Annotated in this window: 22 protein-coding genes; 9 read left to right on the forward strand and 13 right to left on the reverse strand. The window is 67.8% G+C overall.

The window, feature by feature from the left end:
- Positions 1–208 (forward strand): hypothetical protein (locus ACIO9J_RS44490; RefSeq protein ID WP_402012008.1); only part of this gene is annotated, 208 nt, incomplete at its 5' end.
- Positions 209–460: 252 nt separating this feature from the next.
- Here ACIO9J_RS44490 and ACIO9J_RS44495 read toward each other — a convergent pair.
- The 13 genes from ACIO9J_RS44495 to ACIO9J_RS44555 all read right to left on the reverse strand — a co-directional run bounded on the left by ACIO9J_RS44495 (position 461) and on the right by ACIO9J_RS44555 (position 8079).
- Positions 461–2977: a hypothetical protein gene (locus ACIO9J_RS44495; RefSeq protein ID WP_402012011.1), complete on the reverse strand. Its 2517-nt coding sequence runs from the start codon at positions 2975–2977 to the stop codon at positions 461–463.
- Between the two features lie 328 nt (positions 2978–3305).
- Positions 3306–4364 (reverse strand): conjugal transfer protein, encoded by a 1059-nt coding sequence (locus ACIO9J_RS44500; RefSeq protein ID WP_402012013.1) that lies wholly within the window; start codon positions 4362–4364, stop codon positions 3306–3308.
- Positions 4365–4423: 59 nt separating this feature from the next.
- On the reverse strand, positions 4424–4795 hold the full coding sequence (locus ACIO9J_RS44505) for a hypothetical protein (RefSeq protein WP_402012016.1): 372 nt from the start codon (positions 4793–4795) through the stop codon (positions 4424–4426).
- A 3-nt stretch (positions 4796–4798) separates the two neighbouring features.
- Positions 4799–5221, reverse strand: a complete 423-nt coding sequence (locus tag ACIO9J_RS44510; protein WP_402012019.1) for a hypothetical protein — start codon at positions 5219–5221, stop codon at positions 4799–4801.
- 11 nt (positions 5222–5232) lie between these two features.
- On the reverse strand, positions 5233–5610 hold the full coding sequence (locus tag ACIO9J_RS44515; RefSeq protein WP_402012022.1) for an RRQRL motif-containing zinc-binding protein: 378 nt from the start codon (positions 5608–5610) through the stop codon (positions 5233–5235).
- 85 nt (positions 5611–5695) lie between these two features.
- Complete coding sequence (locus ACIO9J_RS44520) at positions 5696–6016, reverse strand: hypothetical protein (protein WP_402012025.1); 321 nt, start codon at positions 6014–6016, stop codon at positions 5696–5698.
- Between the two features lie 5 nt (positions 6017–6021).
- A complete protein-coding gene (locus ACIO9J_RS44525) occupies positions 6022–6189 on the reverse strand; it encodes a pRL2-8 (protein ID WP_402012027.1) in 168 nt (55 codons plus the stop codon).
- Positions 6189–6365, reverse strand: coding sequence for a hypothetical protein (locus tag ACIO9J_RS44530; RefSeq protein ID WP_402012030.1), 177 nt, complete (start codon positions 6363–6365; stop codon positions 6189–6191). The genes ACIO9J_RS44525 and ACIO9J_RS44530 overlap by 1 nt, the downstream gene beginning before the upstream one ends.
- Positions 6356–6679, reverse strand: coding sequence for a hypothetical protein (locus tag ACIO9J_RS44535; RefSeq protein ID WP_402012033.1), 324 nt, complete (start codon positions 6677–6679; stop codon positions 6356–6358). Before ACIO9J_RS44535 ends, ACIO9J_RS44530 begins: the two co-directional genes overlap by 10 nt.
- A 2-nt stretch (positions 6680–6681) precedes the next feature.
- Entirely contained in the window at positions 6682–6882 is a 201-nt protein-coding gene (locus tag ACIO9J_RS44540; RefSeq protein ID WP_402012036.1) for a hypothetical protein, read from the reverse strand.
- A complete protein-coding gene (locus ACIO9J_RS44545) occupies positions 6879–7097 on the reverse strand; it encodes a hypothetical protein (RefSeq protein WP_402012039.1) in 219 nt (72 codons plus the stop codon). Before ACIO9J_RS44545 ends, ACIO9J_RS44540 begins: the two co-directional genes overlap by 4 nt.
- Positions 7094–7555 (reverse strand): hypothetical protein, encoded by a 462-nt coding sequence (locus tag ACIO9J_RS44550; RefSeq protein WP_402012042.1) that lies wholly within the window; start codon positions 7553–7555, stop codon positions 7094–7096. The genes ACIO9J_RS44545 and ACIO9J_RS44550 overlap by 4 nt, the downstream gene beginning before the upstream one ends.
- 5 nt (positions 7556–7560) lie before the next feature.
- The gene (locus ACIO9J_RS44555) at positions 7561–8079 is read right to left on the reverse strand and encodes a sigma-70 family RNA polymerase sigma factor (RefSeq protein WP_402012045.1); all 519 of its coding nucleotides are present in this window, start codon (positions 8077–8079) and stop codon (positions 7561–7563) included.
- A 210-nt stretch (positions 8080–8289) separates the two neighbouring features.
- On the opposite strand from ACIO9J_RS44555, the gene ACIO9J_RS44560 reads away from it, so the two are divergent.
- The 8 genes from ACIO9J_RS44560 (at position 8290) to ACIO9J_RS44595 (ending at position 16955) form a co-directional block, all read left to right on the forward strand.
- Positions 8290–9036 (forward strand): GntR family transcriptional regulator, encoded by a 747-nt coding sequence (locus ACIO9J_RS44560; protein ID WP_402012048.1) that lies wholly within the window; start codon positions 8290–8292, stop codon positions 9034–9036.
- A 491-nt stretch (positions 9037–9527) separates the two neighbouring features.
- The gene (locus tag ACIO9J_RS44565) at positions 9528–13085 is read left to right on the forward strand and encodes a DUF927 domain-containing protein (RefSeq protein WP_402012051.1); all 3558 of its coding nucleotides are present in this window, start codon (positions 9528–9530) and stop codon (positions 13083–13085) included.
- A gap of 3 nt (positions 13086–13088) precedes the next feature.
- Entirely contained in the window at positions 13089–13670 is a 582-nt protein-coding gene (locus tag ACIO9J_RS44570; RefSeq protein WP_402012054.1) for a hypothetical protein, read from the forward strand.
- 544 nt (positions 13671–14214) lie between these two features.
- Positions 14215–15036, forward strand: coding sequence for a ParA family protein (locus ACIO9J_RS44575; RefSeq protein ID WP_402012057.1), 822 nt, complete (start codon positions 14215–14217; stop codon positions 15034–15036).
- Positions 15033–15440, forward strand: coding sequence for a hypothetical protein (locus ACIO9J_RS44580; protein WP_402012060.1), 408 nt, complete (start codon positions 15033–15035; stop codon positions 15438–15440). Before ACIO9J_RS44575 ends, ACIO9J_RS44580 begins: the two co-directional genes overlap by 4 nt.
- 211 nt (positions 15441–15651) lie before the next feature.
- Positions 15652–16125: a hypothetical protein gene (locus ACIO9J_RS44585; RefSeq protein WP_402012062.1), complete on the forward strand. Its 474-nt coding sequence runs from the start codon at positions 15652–15654 to the stop codon at positions 16123–16125.
- A 31-nt stretch (positions 16126–16156) separates the two neighbouring features.
- The gene (locus ACIO9J_RS44590) at positions 16157–16750 is read left to right on the forward strand and encodes a hypothetical protein (RefSeq protein ID WP_402012065.1); all 594 of its coding nucleotides are present in this window, start codon (positions 16157–16159) and stop codon (positions 16748–16750) included.
- A gap of 52 nt (positions 16751–16802) precedes the next feature.
- The gene (locus ACIO9J_RS44595) at positions 16803–16955 is read left to right on the forward strand and encodes a hypothetical protein (RefSeq protein ID WP_402012068.1); all 153 of its coding nucleotides are present in this window, start codon (positions 16803–16805) and stop codon (positions 16953–16955) included.
- Positions 16956–17518: the final 563 nt, after the last annotated feature.

The raw sequence follows: 17518 nt of genomic DNA on the forward strand, positions 1-17518 counted from the left end.
GGCCCAGCCGGGCATAAGAATTCGCGATGCGAATTCATTTGTGGAATCCAATTCTTCGCGCTTCGCGCTCGAACGCTTTTCTGCAAGCGAAAGCGAGGAATTTGGGACTCTCAAAGAGTGTGAATCCAAATTCCTCGCGCTTCGCGCTCTGAGGCTTTTATCAGACTTTATAGGTCGAATGGAAATGGATCACCATCCCCTGAATTGAGGTCTTCCATTTGGCATTTATTGCACAAAATCCACACCCCGAGATAATCTTCCTCGAATTCCCCACCGCATCGCCTACATTTCCCGCACTTAGGGTCTCCGCAGGCTTCTCCACAGTTCTCGCAAGGGTTTTCTGTGGTCATTTCGAACGCCCTTTCTTGCCGTTCTTTGAATTTCCAAAAAGGTAGCAGATGGGCTTTCATGAACGCAAGTAGGCCCCCTCTAGAGAGGGGGCCTACCGTGTTTGTGCAGGTCAGACGGCGCCTTCCTTCGCGTCGCCTTCCTGCCTTTCGTACCCGCGCTTCTCGTAGAAATACAAGAGTTGGGCCAGGGTGAACTTTTCGCTTCCGTCGATCAGGACTCCGGTGGGGAATCCTGTGCTTTCGCGGCGACGCTTGTGCTGCCTCATGGTGTTGGCCTCGACCTTGAATCCTCGGGCTTGGAGCTCGCGTGATCCTTCGGCGATGGACAGGAGCTTGGGGGCTTCGGGTGCGGGGTCCAGGGGTGCGTCGGGGCAGTCTGCGGCCTCATGGCCGGCCTGCCCGGGGATGAGCCGGAACCTGTCACGGAAGCCCGTCACGTCGCCTGTCACGTCCTGAGGGTGCGTGACAGCGTGACCTGTGGTTTCGTCTCCCAGACCCCCCTCAGGGGCCCTCTGATGGGCTTGAGGGGCTCCGTCACGTGACGAGGCTGCCAGCAGGTCCGGGATGCGCCTCGGGGAGGCCGCAGGCGGGGCAGAGTAGAGCCCCGCGGAGTCCCACTCGTAGCGGTTTCGCAGCTCTACACAGTGCTCGCGAATTCGCCGCTCTGCCTCTTCCGCCTTCGCATCTTTGGAGAGATTAGGGTCATCCACGATGACGTATGGAGACTGGAACCTGAATGCCGTCCCGTTCTTTACGCCGACCAGTCGACCGGCTTTACGCTCGGAGGCTGGCATGGCTACATTACTGCCGACGATCCGGTCCCATTGCTTTTTGACGTAGGCGCCCATGATTTTGACGGGGAAAAGCAGGCCGAGGGATACGCCGCTGAAATCCGTGTCCTTCAGGTCCTGGAATACGGCGACCACGTGGACATTTACCTGGCGACCCTTACGGAGGATCGATGCGACGGTTTCCCAGATGGGGTCTTGGTTCGGGTCACTGCTGTCTTTAATCCTCATCCAGACCGCTTTGAGGATCCCTGTCAGCTCGTTGGATTCCTCCATGTAAACGAACAGCGGGGGGAATTCCTTACGCACTCCCGTGAGGTATTCATAGAAGCGCGCTTCGACGACGGCGGCGGCCCATTCCAGAGCCCTTCGCATGTCGCCGCCCTGCCCGGGATCGTCGTAGAGGTAGATGCCGTCAATTCCCTTGAGGGGCTTCAGAGAGACCATTTTCGGGTCGACACCGAGGATGGTCCCGCGCCTCCGAACGACCTGTGTGGCCAGCATTTGCAGGAGAGCGGACTTACCGCCACCCGTACCGACGGATACCGCGATATGCGCTTGCTCCCCTACCAGGGGAATCTCCACGATTTCGTCGTGCTCATCCACGCCAAAGACGTAGGTTTCCGGCTTCTCCTGCGCGGCATCGATCGCATTCTGGATGCGCTGCCCGAACAGGTCGACGGCACCGGGGGGCTCAGGGTCGGGCGCCTTGGGCTTGGGCGGGGGCTTGTGGGTGTAGACGACCTTGGGGTGTTCGCCGGTGAAGGAGAAGCGGGCGACCCACTCCCCCGGCAGGCGGCTGTTGATGAGGTCGGTGATCTGGGCCCGCTCGATCTCGGAGCCCCGGACGTAGGCGGGCAGACGGAGGACGATCCGGGCGGCGGGGTCGGTGAGAGCGGCGGGCAGGTGGAGCCAGTTCTCGCGCGGCTCGTCCTCGGGAAGGCGTAGATCCTCGCGGAGGATCACCCACAGGCGGGGGCCGTAGACCTGGTCGTCACCGGGCGGCTTGGGCCTGTGCCGGTGGGCCAGGAGCACGACGGCGGCCAGGACCACGGCGAGGGCGGCGGTGGTGAGGGTGCGCCAGGCCGGGACGGCCAGGCCCACCACGGTGGCGATGAGCGTGATGCGGGCCAGGCCGCGGGCCGCGTAGGGCCAGCAGTGCCAGGCCCGCAGGGCGCGGGCGATGGTGGTCACGATGGGCGCCACGACGCCGTAGACGCCCGCCAGGACCGCCCACACCGCGGTGAGGCCGCGCCATACCTTCCCCGTGATGCGAGCGGCCCACAGGGCGGCGGTGATGGTGCGGTCCAGGGCCCTGGCCCCGCGTCCTCGGTAGCCGGTGAGCCAGGTGCCGAGGCGGCGTGCCCAGCGGCTGGGCTGGCGGCGGCGGGGCTTGATGAGGCTGACCCGGGGGTCCAGGGCGGCGACGGATCCCATGGCGGAGGCCGGCGCCTTGTCCGGGCGGTCGGTGGGGATGCCAGACCTGACGAACGTGGCCGTGCTGCGGGGTTCGCCGCGCAGCTCGTAGCCGCCGAGGAACCGCAGGATGGCCCACAGGGTCTTGGCCAGGGAGCGCAGGCCGCCCCACAGGCCCTTGGCCACCCCGAGGACGGCCTGGTCGGCGTTCTTCCAGTCGGTGCTGCTGGTGGCCTTCTTGCCGCCCGCCATGAGGTGGATGGCGATCCCGGCGCAGATCAGGGTGAGGAGGCCGCCGGGGACGACGTCGACGATCCAGTCGAATACGGCGATGAACGTGTCGGCTACCCAGCCTCCTTCCTGGGTGGCCGGGTCGGGTGGTGCGGTGGTGTCAGCTGCCGTGGCTGCGGTCATGCTGTGCATCGGAGCTCCCCTCGTACTCGTGGAGGGGACCCCGCTCGCCCGGCAGGTGGTCTCTGGCAGGAGTGTCCTGCCGGGCGAGGCTTGTCCCCCCTGTGACCGCCGTAGCGATCGTTGCGGGTGGCACTGACACTGCCTCCGGTTGCCTGTGGATAGATTCGGCGCGCGGCGTGCAGGGTCGTCATCAGGTAGAGGTGTGGTTTTCGGGCCCCGTGTGACATTCCGGGGTCGAGTAGTTCGGCGGATGATGCACCGGACCCCTTACCGCGGCGCTTACCACCGGGGGTTGTCCGGTGGTGGTAAGCGGCGCGGTAGGGGTTACCACCGCAGGTCAGAGGTAGGGACCGGCCGTTGAGGCGGGCTCGGTCGCAGAGGCCGCCTTGGCCTCACGGATGTACTTGGTGACGGTGGAGCGGAACGCCGGGTCTTCGGGGTCGCGGCCGTGGCGGGTGGCCATGGCGTCGACCACGTGGCGGACGTCCTGGACGCCGTCGGCGACCATTTCGCGGACGCCTGCGGCGATGCTGGGCTTCTTGGGCGTGTCGGGGCGGACGATGTGGAGGTCCGTGCGGATGTTTTCGGTGTCCTGCGCCTGGTCAGGGGCGGTCTGGCTCGGATATCCGCTGGTGTCCGCGCTGATGGTGGTTTCGTGGGTGCGCGAGCTCGTGAGCTCACCAGTGGATGCGGCGGGGAGGGCGGGGGCCGGGTCGGCGGACGTCTTGGTGAGGGCTGCGGTCGTGGCGAGGGCGGGGGCGTACATCCGCTCAAGGGCGACGTCCGCGCCCTGGGTGAGGCGGGTGCGCTGCACCGTCAGCAGGTCGGCGGCCAGCCCGGTGTCGCCCTGGCCCACCTTCCGCGCGATCCGCCAGGACCGGCGGACGGACCACTTGCGGACCTTCTCGGAGGGGTGGGATGCGGCGCGGGCCTGCTGGTAGGCCAGGTCCCGTACGAGGGCTGCGGCGCGCGCCTCGGCTTCGACGTCGCGGCCTTCCTGGTGGATGACCGCGAGGCGGGCGAGGTAGGCGATGGACTCGGCAGCCGCGGTGATGGCCATCGGGGTGACGGCGTAGACGATGGTCTGGCCGGTGCTGGTGGCGGCGGTCGCGCCCATCACGGCTGCGGCGGCGGGCAGGGCCCACAGGCCCAGTCGGGCCAGGCGCGGGGCGGGGCGGCCGAACACGGTGGCCACGAGCACCACCAGGGCGAGGACGGCGGTCGCGCCCTCACCGGCTCCCAGGGCGCCGAGGGCGGTCTGTCCGCCGTAGCGGTGGGAGAGGTTGGCATAGGTGCCGATGCCGCCGAGGACGCCGACGGCGACCATGACCAGGCCGGTGACGGACAACAGACTGATCTTGATCCAGCTGTAGGGGGTCTCGGGGGAGTTCTTCATGGTGGGGGTGCCTTTCAGGTTCTGTAGTGACGTCGCGCCGTCATGGGCTCGTGACGTCACTAGGAGCTCTTCCGCTTCGTGGGCTTGGGCGTCTCGCGCAGCGCCTTGATGGCGGCGGCGACACCGATCACGCCGATTCCGATGCCGATGCCGCTGTAGGCCAGGCCCTGCCCCACGGCCACGAGGGCGGGGGCGGCGACCACCAGGAGCACCGTCGCGGGGGTGCACAGGATGAGCAGGGCGACCGCGCCGATCAGCACGTTGCGCAGCCAGGCCGGGATGGGCTGGGTGGGCATCGGCACGATGACCGGGGCCGCCTGCTGCTGGGGGATGTAGACGGGCTGGCCCTGCGGCGTGTACGCGATGGTCATGCCGGGCGGCACCGCGGGGAGCTGCTGGGGGATCACAGGCTGGAGTTCGTGGTTGGTCATCGCTCAGCCCTCTACCGGCAGTTCACGGCACCGGGTGGCGTGCGCCTCGGCCCACCTGCGAACCACCTGCTCCGCACCCTGCGCGGCTTCCGTGACCGTCAACCTGACGTCGCTTTCGTAACCGCCGTAGATGGCGGTCTCCCAGAACTCCGTCGTGGCGGCGGGGCAGACCGTGCAGTTGCCGACCGTGAAGGCCGAGCGGCCTTCGTCGTCACGGGGGCCGGTCTCGGTCACCGTCACGGCCAAGGCCTTATCGCCGAGCGCCTTGCCCGCGTCGGTCAGGTAGCGGGCGATGACGCGAGGGAAGGAGGCGGCCGTGGCGGCGGCCTCGCGGGCGAGCCGATCGCGCTCGTTGCCCTCCTTGAACATCGTCTCGATGGTCAGCAGTCGCTTCCAGGCGGGGGTGTTGGTCGGGTCGTAGGTCATGAGGTTCTCCTTCATGCCGCAAGGGCGGAGGGCAGGGGGCGGGCGGGGGCGCCGCAGGGCTCGCAGGAGCCGATCGACGTGCGGATGACGTAGCCGACGTCGTGGCCGCAGGCCGGGCAGGTGCGGCGGGCGCGCATCATCGCGGCGTGCGCGCGCCACATGCCGGCGGTCATCGGCCGGACCGGGCGGGCGAGGTCGATGCGGTAGAGGTAGGCGACTCGCGTGCCGCGTCGGCGGTGGGACCACATGAGCTGTGCCGCGACGTCCTGGCCGCCCGGACTCAGGCCGTCCCTGCGGAGCTGGCGGCGGGTGGCGAGGCCGTCCGGGGCGAGCCGGAACGGGTACGTGGGTGTCCCATACCGGGCTCCGGTGGGGTCGTAGAACCTCATATGAGTCACCTCCTCTCCAGGCAGTTGGGGTGTGGTGGCCTCGCGCACTCGTGAGTCCACGAGGCCACCACGTTGGTAGGACGGATCACGGGCTGCGCGGGGGAGCGGGCTCCCAGTCGGCCCAGTCACCGACCCGGTCGGCGCCCTGCATGCACGCGTCCTCGACCGTGCGGCGGCCTCCGTCGGTGGTCCGCAGCACGGGCAGCGCACAGGCCAGGCCGACCGCGAGAACACCGAGCAGGCTGATGCAGAGGATCATGAGGCCCGTCCACGGCGAGAACCGTGCGGCGCCGCTCTGCGACAGGTGCGCGAGCACCGTCAGCAGTCCGGTACCGACCAGGAACGCCGCGATCTGGGGGGCCCTGGAGACGACGTAGAACAGCACGTGCGCGCTCACGTTCTTCACGGCCCTCACCTGACGATCCCCGACTTGGGGCAGCCGCCCAGGTGGGTCAGGCAGACCGGGCACGGCTCGTTCCACTTCAGGCCCTTGTGCGCCGCCCTGTCGTACGCGTGGAACCAGCACTGGCGGCAGGCTCCCTTGGGCGGGTTCAGCGCCTTCTCGTTCGCCCCGCCCATCAGCGCGTCCACCCCCGACGCTCGGCCTCGTCGAGGTTCTCGTTGAGGCTGGCGTGCGCCGCGGCTTCGCGCTCGTGCTGGCCGTGCAGGTGCGCGTCGGCGGCCATTTCCGCTTCGAGCTCCATGCTCTGCGCCAGGTCCGCGTCAGACAGGTCACGACGGTTCATCAGAACCACCCGCCCTTCTTGGTCTTCTTCGCGACCTTGTCGGCGGCGGCCTGCGCGACCGCGGCGGCCTTCGCCGTCTGCGCCGCCGTGATCTCCGCACTGATCCGCGCCGCCGCACCGGCCCACGCCTCGTCAGCCGCCTGCTTCTCGCGTGCCCCGGACCCACCGCGCGCGACCTTCGCCGCGCCGACCGCCGCCGCACGCAGGACCGCCCCGCGCTCCGCACCGTTCAGGCCGCTCATCTCGCGCCGCTCAGCCTCACGCAGCTTGCGCTGCCCATCGCGGATCAACTTGTCGAACTGCCTCGTGTTGGGCTTGCTCATGCTCAACCCCTCTTCGGGTACTGGTGACCGGCGGGCGGGTAGGGCTGGCTCTGGTCGTAGGCGACGGCGAACAGCACGACGTCCTCGAACTCCGGGTCGCGGTAGGTCGCCTTGCCGCCGTCGTCGAACGCCCCGTCAATCGCGTCCAAGAGCGCGTACGTGCGGCGGTCGTCGTCGTCCCGGGTCTCCCTGCGAAGGCTCATCGGATGCCTCCGATCCGGGCTCGCGCCGCGGTGACCCGGTTCAGCGCGGCGGTCGCCTCGCACGCCCTGCGGGTGGCCTCGGCGGCGGCCTCGGCGGCCTTGCGGGCGGAGTCCCGGCAGATGTCCGACTCGGTCAGCCACTGCTCGAACTCGCGCTCCGACCAGGTGGCCGGGTCGCCGTGCACAGCGCGGAACGTCTCCAGTCCGGTGCTCATGCCGCCACCTCCGGAGCTCCCAGGTGGGTGCCGAAACGGCGGTAGTGGCGGTCAGCCGCAGCGTTCGCCGCGCGGCAGCGCTTGCACGCCTTCTCGCCCCGGCGCTTGTGCGCGCCGTAGCCGCGACGCGTGCCGCACGGGGGCCTCTGCGTGGACCGGGGCGCCGTACGGGCCATGTGGTCCGGCGTCTGGATCTCCGGGAACCAGTTCTTCAGCGTCCGCGCGTTGACGCCGACGCGCGACACGATGGTGGAGTACGGGATGCCGTGGTCCAGCAGGAGCCGGGTCGCGTACCGCGCCTCGTCCTCCGTCAGACCCCAGCCCCTGCGCTCCCCGTTGACCGCCCGCTCGATCGCAACCATGTCGATCACCGCGAGGCCCTCGGGGGTCGCAAGCCACACCGTCGGAGCCGCCATCTGCGGCACCTGAACACGCTCGATCACCTGACGCTCGGTCACCGCGATCACCCGACCAGCGCGAGCGAGGCCCGCAGACGACGAGCACCGGAGTACAACTGACGGGAGACCGTGCCCTTGTGGCGACCGAGGCGGGCGCCGATCGCGGACTGGCTCAGGCCCTGGGCCGCGAGCTTGAGGACGCGCACCTCGGACACGGTCAACTCCGCGAGCGTCAGGACGTCGGCCGACTCGTCCGCAGGCGGCGCGGGCGGGAGCGGGCGGGACGCCAGGGCGTCCGTCCAGTCCCGGGGCTGCTCGCTCGCGCGTCGGGGACGGTAGTAGTCGATGGCCGCGTGGCGGACGATCCCGGCGAGCCACGGCATGGCGTGGTCGTCGTCCGTCCGCAAGTTCGCGACCGTGCGGCACGCCTTGGCCCAGGTCTCGCCCGCGATGTCGTCAGCATCCGCAGGGCGCTTGGCTCGGGTGGAGGCGTAGGCCAGTACGCGCTCGGAGTAGAGGCGGAACAGCCTGTCCAGCCGATCCGCCGAGGCCGCCGACAGCGGCCGGCGCTCGATACGATCCATGGAGGATCGCTCCCTTCTGGTCATGTCAGAACGGGTGTCGGTCTCAGGCCCTGGCCGGTGGTTGAGTCACCGACCGGGGCCGTTGTGTTACCGACCACGTCAATGGATAGTGCACTAGCACACTACGCATGTCAACAGATACTCTGTGCGTAGTGACCTAGTACGGTGATCGCAGCCGTCCCGCCCTCATGGATATGAAGGAGCCCTCCCATGGCACCCACCGTTGACCGCACTCCGGTCTATCTCCAGGTGGTGAACCACCTTCGCGACCAGATCCTGAAGGGAGAGATCTCGGACGGAGAGAAGATCCCCTCGGTCCGTCAGCTCGCTGAAACCTGGCAGATCAGCCAGGCAACTGCGCTCAAGGCAGTCGCCGCCCTCCGCGCCGATGGACTAGTAGAAAGCGTGGTCGGTCACGGCACCTTGGTCCGCTCCAAGACAACGCTGCACAGGTCGTCCCACGACCGCCTGAGTCGGATGCTCTCCACCGGCCGCATCTACACGCCGGGCGAGTACGCCGTGATCTCCGTTGCTGAGGTGGTCTCCGCACCCGACCACGTGGCGGACACCTACGGCATCGAGCCAGGGGCACCAGTGATCAAGCGCGTGCGAGTTACCCACAACGACGAGGGAACTCCTGTCAGCGCATCGACCTCATGGTTCTCTGCTGACCTAGCCGATGCTGCCCCCGAGCTGCTCTCCACAGAGCGCATCCCTGGCGGCACAGCGAGCGTGATCCTCCGGGCAACCGACCGAACTGCCCATTCTGCGGATGACCGCATGACCGTGGACTCCGCTACCGCCGACCAAGCCGAAGCACTGGGGCTGCCCGAGGGATCTCCGATCTTCATGGGTCAGAACACCTGGCGAGACTCAGACGGTGACGTGATCGAGTTCGGCGAGTACTTCTTTGGTCCGGGCAGGTGGATGCACTACCGATACGAGCTCAACAGCTAGTCATGCGCCCCTGGCGTCATGACTTCGTGACGTCACGACGCCAGGGAATCCAAGTCTTCTAGAAGACAACGCAGCAGGTCAGGACGGAACCTGACGTGTATGGACCACGTTGGGAATGGAGGGCCCTACAGGCGTAGGCTCCCTGACCAAACAGAACAACGGCACAAAAAAATGCCGAGGGCCCCTCACCGGGTCTCTCCATGGGGTCGAAGCCATGAAGAGGTCGAAGTCCGGAATCGGGGCCGTCGGCGACCGCAAAGGTCTACGGCCGAGTGTACGGGCTGTCCAGAGGCGTTGGCGAGATGACCTCGTGATTCTGGACCCAGCTCACACTCCCAGCGCTGTAGGCCGCGTACCGAGAGGCACACGTGGCACAGCAGTCCCCGCAGACAGACACCGACGTCCCTGCACCGAGAAGAGCCCACGGATCCGGCTCCGTCACCAACCTGGAGCGTGGTGGCACCCCCGCCGGATGCCGTCCGATCGCGGGCATGAAACGCGGCTGGTTCTACCGCCAGGGCGACCGCATGATCCTGCACCGGCAGAACGCCGAGGATGCGCCCCTGGAGATCGGGACGGTGCCTCAGGTCACCGGCCGGATCGTCCACCTCACCGACGACGGGCAGGACATCCGCAGCGAGTACCTCGTGCTGGGACGTCGCCAGCGTGTCGCCCGGATCCTCACCGAAGACGAGCTCGACAAGGGCACGTGGGCCGCGAAGGCCGGCGCCCGCCGTCCGACCGGAGCCGACGAACGGCACGCGTTCGCGCGGCTCATCCGCGAGGAAGGCGACGCCGCCCCCGAGATCGCGGCGCGGACGTACTACACCGACGACGGCGACCTGGTGCTGCCCGACGCCGACGCCCAGACCCTCGGCTACCGCACGCTCCGCGGTTCCGAGGAAGACGCCCGGCAGAACTGGGAGGAGATCGGCGCGTACGCGTCGATGGACGGGCGATCCGCCCTAGTGATGGGCGCCTACTTCGTCGGTCCGGTGCTCGACTCGCTCGACATGCTCGCGCACATGGTGTCCGTCCACGGACCGGGCCAGCAGGGCAAGAGCACAATCCTCGTGGTCTGCGCGGCCTGCTACGGCGACCTGAAGCCCCGGCGCCAGCAGCTCATGACGACGTGGAACAGCTCGAAGCAGGGCATCACCCAAAGCCTCCGGCAGCGCGGGTACCTGCCGATGGCCCTCGATGAGCACTCCTCATCCGGCCGCACCATCAAGGACTCCTCACGGGAGATCTCCCAGATGGTCGCGGGCGCGATCCGCGCGATGGGCACCGCCGACGGCTCGCCCCGCGAGAGCGACGGGTTCTGGCACTCCGTGATCCTGTCCAGCAGTAACGAGCCGCTCAAGCACGAGGGCCAGACCGAGGATCTGGCCTCGAGGTTGCAGGAGTTCAAGGCGCCGTTCTTCCCGAACGTCATGCTCGACGCCGAGGGCGCCCCCGCCGAACCCGGGCACCCCGGTGCCGAGCACGTCAGCAAGCGCCTCAAGCGGCTGGCGAAGGCGTCGGGCGGGTGGCCGATCGAGTGGGCGGTGGGCCTGGGCATGTTCCGCGCGGCGAACCTGGCTCAGCTCAAGAAGCTGCATCTGGAGCTCTGCGCGCGCTACCGCCCGGCGCAGGGCGGTATCGCCGCGACCATCGCCGAACTCCACATGGCCTGGGTCGTCGGGGCCCACATGCTCGGTACCGCGATCGGCGTCCCGTCGCTGGGGGCGGTGGCAGAGACCGAGGCCGCCGCAAGGCTCGCTGAGGCGATCGAGATCGCCGCAGAGGCGAACGTGCCCGACCACGAGGCGCTCTGGGCCGCGCTGGACGCTCTGCGGATCGAGAAGAGCGCGTTCCCCACCATCGACGATCTGCCCGCCGTCGCTGCCGAGGGGATGCGGCGCATCCGCGGATTCGTGAACCCCGAGAACAACCAGTGGTGGGTCATCAACCCGGTCGTCAGGGACGCGGCGACCCAGGCCGGGGTAGACAACGTGACCGCCGCACTCCAGGAACTCGACAAGCTCGGTGTGCATCTGCGGGGGAGCGGCAAGCATGCCCAGCGGTTGCTCCCTCGCGCCGTACGGGATCACGGACTGGGCACCCGGATGCACTGCTTCAGCACCGATCGCGCAGCCGAACTTTTCGCCGCTGAAGAGGTTCCTGCGGATGGCCCCGACGAGGAGTTCCCGAGTGGAACCACCCCCCGGAACCACCCCGGAACCACCGGGGTGGTTCCGGAAAATTGGCCTCTGACCTGCGGTGGAACCACCGGAACCACCGGAACCACCCTTGAACTCTTCGACTTCTCTAAGGAGACCGGAGCCACCCCCCGGAACCACTCCGGAGCGACCGGCACTACCGAGTCCACGGACTCACGAGCTCGTGACGTCACGATGTACGTGAGTGATGTGCAGCCCGAAGGCACCTACTACGGGCTCACCGTTCCCCTGGAGCGCGGCTTTCCCCCCGCGACCGTGCGCGTCACCGACCCGCAGTTCGCCGCCCTTGAGGAACGGGCCACCGGCCGCACCAGGCGGGCCCTGCGCTTCGGTGTCCTCGGTGCCGGGATGCTGCACCTGCCCAACCGCGAGCCCGTGCGCGTGGTGATGCCCGCGAACGTCGACCAGGTGCCGTACCTGATGGAGCGCTACGAGCTGCGGACCCTGTGGATCCACGAACAGGGCGCACTGCACATGGGCCTGCCCGCCTTCGAGGAACGGCGCGGGGACAACCCTGCCGAGTACCGCGGCTGCCAGGCCCCGGTAGAGCACCCCTGGACAACCCCGCCCCCCGGCTCGCCGCTCATCGTCCGGGGTGGGGGCCTGTCCTGCTGGCTGACGATCAAGCCGAACGGGGAGAGCGACACCGGCCGCGACGAACTGCGCATCGCACTGCCGATGTACGACGACCGCTTCGACCGTGCCGACGAGCCAGGTCGGGGTGGGTTCGGTGCCGCCGCCGACCCCGCGACCCTGGTCGACGCCCTGATGGTGTTCCTGCTCTCCACCGTGCACGGACCCGACGACCGGCCCAAGGTCATCCCCTACTACCTGTCCCCGAACGCCACCGCGAAGGACTTCGCGGGGGGATCCGAGCGCGCCGACGTCGTCGTTTCGGAGGCAATCCGCAACGGCACGGTGCCGCCCGCTCGCCACAACGCGGTCCGGCCCCTGGTGGACATGCAGTGGACCCGGGACCCCAGCACCCTCAGCGAGGACGAGCGGTCCATGAAGTGGCTGCACCAGTACGACAAGAACGCGGCCTGGCTGGGCGGGTTCAGCGGCGCCAAGCTAGGGGTCGGCGACCCCGACCACTTCCCCGACGGGCGGCCCTACGACAAGCGGCTTGCCGGGTACTGGCGAGTGCGGGACATCCCCGGCAAGGGGCTGCCGGGACTGCCCGAACTGCGGCTGTACGAAGCCGAGGACGGCGGCTACTGGCTGCGGACCCCCGGCATGGACCTGCTGATCGAGATCTACCCCGACTGGACACCGGACATCGTGGAGGCCTGGGTGTGGCCGACCACGAGCCGCGCCCTGTACGCGATGTACGACAAGGTCCTCGCGTCCCGGACGTTCATCATGGACGCCATCGACCGCAACCGGCCTGGGGCCCCGCTGGCCAAGCAGGTCAACGGCATGCTCTACCAAAGCTTCCGCGGCTACCTGGGACGCCGGGATGCCCAGCGCGACCACCAGACCGGCGAGATGTACGCCAAGGACATCTGGTGGCGCCCCGACTGGGGACAGATGATCCTCGATCTGGCCCTGGCCAACACCTACCGCAACCTGGTCAAGTTCTCAGCCAGCGGCCACTACCCCCTGAGTCTCCGTGTCGACGCGGCCACCTACCTCAGCAACCACGCCGACCCGCTGGCCTCCAAGCCCGACCCGATGACGATCGGGAAGAGCGGCCGGGACTGGAAGCCCGAACTCAGCCTCCCCTTCGCCGAGATCCTGCCGCTGCTCGATGAACGGCCCCGGATGTCGTACGCGCTCAAGACCTACAAGGAATCCCTCCAGCGCTCGAACGAAAAGGGGGAGTGACCGATGGCCAAGTGGTGGCCGTTCGGCCGTAAGGACAAGGACCAGGCACCCGCACCGGCTTCTGAGGCTCCCCGGCCGCAGCCCACACCGGCCCCCACGCCCGCCGAAGAACCGCGGAAGCCAGGACGGTTCCAGCGCGCGTTGGACAAACTCCGGGGACGGAAGAAGAAGAAGAAGGAGGAGGCGCCTGCGGCGCCCGAATCTTCTTCGGCTCCGCCGAGCACGCCCACCGCCGAACCCAGCCCTCCCCAGGACGGCGGCGAACCCGCTCCCGCTGGCGAGCCTGGCGAGCCGGGGGTCGAGGGCGGCGAGGGCCAGGAGGAAGCCGAGGACCCCTACGCGGACGCCCCCCTGTTCCTGACCATCACCATCCCGGGATCGTGGGTCACCTCCAAGCGGACCTGGAACGGGGTGGTGCAGGGGACCCTGTTCGGCGAGGACATCGTCGACTTCCTCAAGGCCATGGACGGGGTCCCCGGGTACGACCTCAACGACAGCGTCCAGAAGGTTTGCGACGATTTCGACGCACAGTTCGGCGCCGCCGTCGATGTCGACGCCTCCACCTACTCCACACCCCAGTACTGATGAGGAGGCCCGCACTGCGATCGTGCAGTGCGGGCCTCCTCATGCCTGCCAATGGGCCTGGGGGGACTACCTCTCAACCCCGTACAGCGCGGCCCCGGACGCGCTCGAACGCCCGGGGACTCCATCGACACAGTTTCTGCGGATCGTCTCGCCGCACCGCGGCCTTCGCCATCACCCACACGGAGGGCGCGCGAGCATCCCGCGCTCCGTCGGCCGGCCAAGCCAGCTCCCCCATCGCTGCGGCCTCCCCGAGCTCGTCGCCCGCCCGTCCCGCTCCTTCCCTTGTTCAGGTCCAAGACGTCGTGTGAGGGGATGTCAGGCTCGCGTCGGGGGCCGACCACCGGGGCTGACCAGCGGGGGCCTCGTGCCCGTGTGCTGAGGCCTCGCAGCCTCTGCCGCAGCCTCTGCCGCAGCCTCTGCCGCAAAGGCCGGTGCATCATGGTCGGGCCCGTACCGGACGCAGCCGGTACGGGCCCCGCACCTCGTTCGTGGTGTCACGAGCACATGAGTTCATGACGCCATGAAAAGGCCGTACGCTGCCCAGATGATGACCCCTCAGGATGAACCGTCGGCGACTCGGGTCGCGATCGGCAACAACAAGGGCGGAGCGAAGAAGTCCACCCACACCGTGCGGCTTGCTGAGGCTCTGGCCAAGCTCGGACATCGCGTGGGCGTTGTCGACGCCGACCCCCAGGGCAACGCGTCCCGGCGCCTGGGGTGGAAGGACAACCCGTCCAACCCGCCCCTGACGACGTCCGAGGCGATCGAGGCGAACGCCGAGGGCGTTGCCAGCCAGGTCTGGCAGCCGATCGGCTGGAGTGCGGAGTACGCGGACCGCATCACCCTCATGCCCGCGCGGTACACCCTGGAGAACCGCGTCTCCGAAGCAGGCCAGGTGGGCGCCTACCGACGTCTGGCCAAGGCCCTCAAGGGCGCGGACCGCCACCTTGACTACGTCCTCATCGACTGCCAGCCCTCCCTGGGCCACCTCACCCAGATGGCACTCGCCGCCGCGCACCACGCCGTCGGATCCACCGAACCCGAACACGACAGCGTGGAAGGCGCCGTGCGGTACCGGGATTTCGTCGCCACCGCTGCCGACGATCTGGCGAACCCGGACCTGACGTTCCTCGGCATGATCGTGGGCGGATACGACATGCGCGTCGGGGGCCACGTTGGCCAACTGAACGGGCTCCGGCAGATCTTTGGGGAGGAAGGCATCTGGGGCGTGATCCCCCGACGCTCCCTGATCACGAACGCCGATGAGTTCGCACAGTCGCTGTCCGAGATCAGTGACAGCGCAGAGGTGCGAGCCGCATTCGAGAACCTGGCACAGCGGTTCGTGAAGGAGATCCCCGCCCGATGATGAAGCCGCCCAAGGACCGCAACATCCCCTCCGGCACGTCGGCCCTGAGGCCGCAACAGCCCGTGCTCACCCCCAAGGTGGGCCCGCTCAAGGTCGGTGAGCAGACCTCCGTCCAGGAGTCTCCGGCCCAGACCTCAGAGCCGGAGCAGGCCAAGCCCGACCCCAAGCCCCGTGCGGGGCGTAGCCGCGGGGGGCGCCGGCCTCCGCCTGCGGCCGCCGATGCGATCCCCACCACCATCCGGTTTGATCCGGAGGAAAGCTCCGAGATCGATCAGTACGTGCTCGAACTCCGGAATGCCGCCGGACGGCGGGCGTTGGACAAGGCCGAGGTCTTCCGTGAGTTGATCCGGCTCGCTCGGGAGCACGGACCCACCCAGAACGCCCTCGTGCGCAGGCTCCGGTGAGCTGACGTCTGATCCACTGTAAGGGCCCGTGGTAAGCGATTTTCTGCGCTTACCACGGGCCTTTTTGGCGCTGGCCAGGGGTTTTTCGTGACGTCGTGACGTCACGAGGCCATGAGTTCATGAAGACCTCTTGACGGGGGGTACGAACCTTCGTACCTTGGAGTCATCGGAGGGTACGAAACTTCGTACCCCACCTACTGAGGGGGTCCAGATGCTCGCCACCGTTCTCGCCATCGCCGGAACACTCCTCGGCGCCATCGTCAGCGGCCTGTTCCAGCACGCATCGGCCGGCCGGACCGAGCAGACCGCCCGGCACGAACAGCATCGCGCAGCCCAGCTCGAAGCCATCACCACACTCGCCGTCGCCATCAGCGACCACCGCACCGCAATGTGGGTGCGCGGCGACGCCCTGCTCAAGGGCGACCCCCAGGAACGCGTCCGGGAGCTCCAAACCCGCAGCCACACCACCCGGTCCGCCGTGACCCGGCCCCTCATCGCCCTGCGCCTGCACGTCACCGACCCGGCCATCCGCCAGGCCGCCGACGCCATGGTCACCGCCACCTACTCCATGCGGACCGCCTACGACAGCACCGAGCACCTCACCCAGGCCCGCGAGAACGCCCTCACCGCGCACGACGAGTTCGTGGACGCCGCCGCCCTCTACCTGAAGATCCAGTCCGCCTGATCTGCACCAGCCACCCACGAAGGAGCACAGCATGACCGACAACCAGACCTCCCTCATCGGCGACAGCGCCAGCCAAGGGGGAATGGACGTCACCATCAGCCTGACCCGCGACGAGATGGCCGCCCTCGGCTCCGAGGCCGCCGCCCTCATCGACGCGCTCGACACCGCCCTGTGGACCATCACCCTGCTCCGCAACGGCGCCAACCCCCGCACCCCCGAAAACCCGACGGTCACCGCCGCCAACCTCTCCGAGTCCATCAACCAGCTCGACCGCTACCTCCTCCCCCGACTCCAGGGCGTGCGCGACGCCGCCATCCGCCAGCACAACCGCCTCGGAGGCAGCCTCGGAGAGCTCTCCCGCGCCATGGACGTCGCCAAGTCCACCGCGCAGTCACGTCGGAACGTGGTGCTCAACCGCAAGCCCTCCGAACGCAAGGCCGTCCAGTGGGAGCGCTGGGCCACCTCCCTGCGCCCCGACGACCACCGCGAGCACTGCCAGGCCTGCGGGCACCCCTCCCGCCCCTCCGACCCGATCGTCGCCACCACCGGCGACGGACCCGCGCACATCCACCAGAGCCACACCACCGACCCCGACGACGGCTTCTACGGCACCGCCACCGACTGATCCACCACAGAACAACCGCGGAACACGACCGACACCACCATCAGGAGGAACCATGTCTGCCACCCCCGCCGAAATCAGGGCCGCCGAAGCCGCCGCTGATGCCGTCATCGCCGCCGTGAACGAGCAGCGCGAACGTGACCGCGCCCTGGGCGAGGCCTCCGCCGAAGCCCTCATCGCCGCCCTCCGCAAGACCGAAGGCAAGTAGGCCGCAGAAAAGGAGGCGCTCGCCCAAGAGCCTGGCAGTAAGGTCGAAGGCCCCCGAATCAGCGCCGACTAACATCGACTAAAACAGCACAATCCAAATTGGATTGCCCTCCGGTGAAAATTCCACCGGAGGGCAATCCCATGGCCATCACGGCTCTGACCTGCGATTATCCTCCCTTCCTAACCTTCATAAAGTACGTAGACGCCTTATGTAAAACCACCAAAAGATGGACCGCCGACGCCGCAAACTCAAAAACGAAAGGCAAAAACTCTAAGACTCTCATCGAAATTCCAATCATGTAGATAAGCCATCAACACTCGCCCTCTTTCACCTCAGAAAACAGAATTACTTGCTCTACCAATTTTACCATAAATCTCGTTTATGGCTGAACCCTAAACTAACGGTAGAGCGTTCTACATGGCATCCCCGATGCCATTTCATTCGGCCTATCGACCGAATACGAATTGCCACTCCGTGACAATTCGTGGCCCAAAGTGAATTCTTCTCCGAAGAATTCAACGGCCCATTCTGGCGCTCCGCGCCAGAAATAGCCCGGCTGGGCC

The sequence above is a fragment of the Streptomyces sp. NPDC087300 genome (assembly GCF_044744425.1).
GTDB lineage: Bacteria > Actinomycetota > Actinomycetes > Streptomycetales > Streptomycetaceae > Streptomyces.

Coding starts and splice junctions, on each gene's coding strand:
- ACIO9J_RS44545 (WP_402012039.1), bottom strand. CDS start 7,097: ATGAGCACCGGACTGGAGACGTTCCGCGCTGTGCACGGCGACCCGGCC.
- ACIO9J_RS44510 (WP_402012019.1), bottom strand. CDS start 5,221: ATGACCTACGACCCGACCAACACCCCCGCCTGGAAGCGACTGCTGACC.
- ACIO9J_RS44590 (WP_402012065.1), top strand. CDS start 16,157: ATGACCGACAACCAGACCTCCCTCATCGGCGACAGCGCCAGCCAAGGG.
- ACIO9J_RS44500 (WP_402012013.1), bottom strand. CDS start 4,364: ATGAAGAACTCCCCCGAGACCCCCTACAGCTGGATCAAGATCAGTCTG.
- ACIO9J_RS44580 (WP_402012060.1), top strand. CDS start 15,033: ATGATGAAGCCGCCCAAGGACCGCAACATCCCCTCCGGCACGTCGGCC.
- ACIO9J_RS44535 (WP_402012033.1), bottom strand. CDS start 6,679: ATGAGCAAGCCCAACACGAGGCAGTTCGACAAGTTGATCCGCGATGGG.
- ACIO9J_RS44565 (WP_402012051.1), top strand. CDS start 9,528: ATGAAACGCGGCTGGTTCTACCGCCAGGGCGACCGCATGATCCTGCAC.
- ACIO9J_RS44495 (WP_402012011.1), bottom strand. CDS start 2,977: ATGCACAGCATGACCGCAGCCACGGCAGCTGACACCACCGCACCACCC.
- ACIO9J_RS44505 (WP_402012016.1), bottom strand. CDS start 4,795: ATGACCAACCACGAACTCCAGCCTGTGATCCCCCAGCAGCTCCCCGCG.
- ACIO9J_RS44515 (WP_402012022.1), bottom strand. CDS start 5,610: ATGAGGTTCTACGACCCCACCGGAGCCCGGTATGGGACACCCACGTAC.
- ACIO9J_RS44540 (WP_402012036.1), bottom strand. CDS start 6,882: ATGAGCCTTCGCAGGGAGACCCGGGACGACGACGACCGCCGCACGTAC.
- ACIO9J_RS44570 (WP_402012054.1), top strand. CDS start 13,089: ATGGCCAAGTGGTGGCCGTTCGGCCGTAAGGACAAGGACCAGGCACCC.
- ACIO9J_RS44560 (WP_402012048.1), top strand. CDS start 8,290: ATGGCACCCACCGTTGACCGCACTCCGGTCTATCTCCAGGTGGTGAAC.
- ACIO9J_RS44525 (WP_402012027.1), bottom strand. CDS start 6,189: ATGGGCGGGGCGAACGAGAAGGCGCTGAACCCGCCCAAGGGAGCCTGC.
- ACIO9J_RS44595 (WP_402012068.1), top strand. CDS start 16,803: ATGTCTGCCACCCCCGCCGAAATCAGGGCCGCCGAAGCCGCCGCTGAT.
- ACIO9J_RS44575 (WP_402012057.1), top strand. CDS start 14,215: ATGATGACCCCTCAGGATGAACCGTCGGCGACTCGGGTCGCGATCGGC.
- ACIO9J_RS44585 (WP_402012062.1), top strand. CDS start 15,652: ATGCTCGCCACCGTTCTCGCCATCGCCGGAACACTCCTCGGCGCCATC.
- ACIO9J_RS44555 (WP_402012045.1), bottom strand. CDS start 8,079: ATGGATCGTATCGAGCGCCGGCCGCTGTCGGCGGCCTCGGCGGATCGG.